General features: G+C 68.0%; 2 protein-coding genes and 1 pseudogene. All 3 read right to left on the bottom strand.

Translation table 11 applies throughout. From position 1 onward, the window contains the following. Nucleotides 1-19: 19 nt before the first annotated feature. A pseudogene (locus ABFX81_RS42090) lies at nucleotides 20-951 on the bottom strand (IS5 family transposase). A gap of 53 nt (nucleotides 952-1,004) precedes the next feature. Beyond that, on the bottom strand, nucleotides 1,005-1,589 hold the full coding sequence (locus ABFX81_RS42085; protein ID WP_346139706.1) for a hypothetical protein: 585 nt from the start codon (nucleotides 1,587-1,589) through the stop codon (nucleotides 1,005-1,007). Further along, nucleotides 1,586-1,980 (bottom strand): PadR family transcriptional regulator (locus tag ABFX81_RS42080; RefSeq protein WP_346139705.1); only part of this gene is annotated, 395 nt, incomplete at its 5' end. The genes ABFX81_RS42085 and ABFX81_RS42080, both read right to left, overlap by 4 nt.

Raw genomic sequence — 1,980 nt, 5'->3', positions numbered from 1 at the left:
CTAGGACTTGTCCGGCCGATCATGTACGGAGCCAGATGACGAGGGCCGCCGCAGTGGCAGTGCCGAGGAAGACGTAGCCGCGCTTGTCGTATCGGGTAGCCACGGCCCGTGACTGCTTGAGCCTGTTGATCGCCCGCTCGACGGTGTTGCGCTTCTTGTACCGCTCTTCGTCGAAGCCGGGTGGCCGTCCGCCGCGTGAGCCTTTGCGCAGGCGGGCGGCCTGGCTGTCGGTCTTCTCCGGGATGGTGTGCTGGATGCCCCGGCGCCGCAGGTACTCACGGCAGGGACCGTTACTATAGGCCTTGTCCGCCGCCAGGCTGTCAGGTTTCTTGCGTGGCCTGCCCCGTCCGGGCCTGGGAACGCGGATCTTCTCCAGCACCGCCGTGAACTGGGTGCAGTCGGCCCGCTGCCCACCGGTAACGACCACCGATAGCGGACGGCAGCGGCCGTCGGCACTCAGGTGGACTTTGCTGGTGAACCCGCCCCGCGAGCGGCCCAGGCCCTCGCTTCCTGCGCCACCTCCACCAGGCGGGCGAGCAGGCTCTGCCACGGCGTCTCGGCCTGATGTTCGTCTTCTGCCGCCCCCTTTGATGCCGGAGCCGGCGGCGGATCAGTGCGGGCACCGGCCGCGTGCTGATGCGCACGCACGATGGTGGAGTCCACCGCGATGTCCCAGTCGATCTCACCTGCTGCGTCGGCCGCGGCCTGGACCTGCTGCAGCAGACGTTCCCAGGTGCCGTCGGCCGACCACAGCCGGTGGCGTTCATAAACCGTTTTCCATGGCCCGAACCGCTCGGGCAGGTCGCGCCACTGCACCCCGGTCCGCACCCGGTGCAGGATCCCGTCGATTACCTGCCGATGATCACGCCACCGGCCACAACGTCCGTTGCTGACCGGCAGGAACGGCCGCAGCTGTTCCCACTCCGCATCCGTCAAGTCACCCCGCCCCATGTCTGGGACAACGAGACAATAGTTGGATAGTCGCATGATCGGACGGGCGGGTCCTAGTTGACGCCGGGCGCGGTGTTCTTCCTGCTCCGCGCATCGGCGACGGCGTACGGAAGCCCGGGAAGGAGCAGCGCCGGGGCCGCCCACAGTGGCAATGTGAACAGTTCCCCGTCGCCGCCCAGCCATTGGGAGAGCAGCACTGCGGGCAGGCCGACGGCAAGGGCGACCGCCAGGGTCCTACCGAGCCCCAGGCTGCCGCGCCGCAGCTCCCAGGCGACCGTGACCGCTGCGACGACGGTCCAGAAGGCAACATCGTTGACGCTCACGGCCCGTTCGGTGGTCCACCGGAGCAGACACGTGGCCAGTATCAGCCAGCCGATCACGAAACAGACCATCGCCGCCGTACGCAGCAGCCGGCGGGCGAACGGAGCGCGGGCCCGGGCCCAGGAGGCGGCGAACTCCTTCACGTCGCTGCCCACGACGTCTTGGGGCGTGCGGCCTGCGGCCACCGCGTCGTCCAGATGAGCGGAGAGCTCATCGAGCATCTCCCGGATGGATCCGTCGTCGATGCCCCGGTACTCCCAATTGCTGCGGCAGACCGCGAGTATCTGCTGGTTAGTCACGGTTCGCTGGTCCGTCATGGTGCGCTTCCCCCCGTGGGTTCGGTAGCGGTCAGGATCCGCCCCACACGCCCGCTGAAGGCGTGCCATACGGCCCGGCCGCTCGCCAGTTCGGCACTTCCCGCTTCGGTCAGGCGGTAGTACTTGCGTGGGGCGCCACCACTGGCCGACGGGGCGCGGTACGAGGAGATGAGCCCCTCCCGCTCCAGCCGGGTGAGCAACGGATAGATACTGCCTTCGCTCACGAGATCGAGCCCGTTGTCGGCGAGTGCCGCCACGAACTCGAAGCCGTAACGCGGCCGTTCGGCGATCAGCGACAGCAGGCACAGATCGAGCACTCCGCGCAGCAGCTGACTACGACGCTGGTCACCGGTAGCGGGCAGCCCCTTTGTCATGCGGTACAAGATAGTCA

The organism is Streptomyces coeruleofuscus (assembly GCF_039532725.1).
GTDB classification, from domain to species: Bacteria; Actinomycetota; Actinomycetes; order Streptomycetales; family Streptomycetaceae; genus Streptomyces; species Streptomyces coeruleofuscus.
This window is presented reverse-complemented; position numbering and strand designations above follow the sequence as displayed.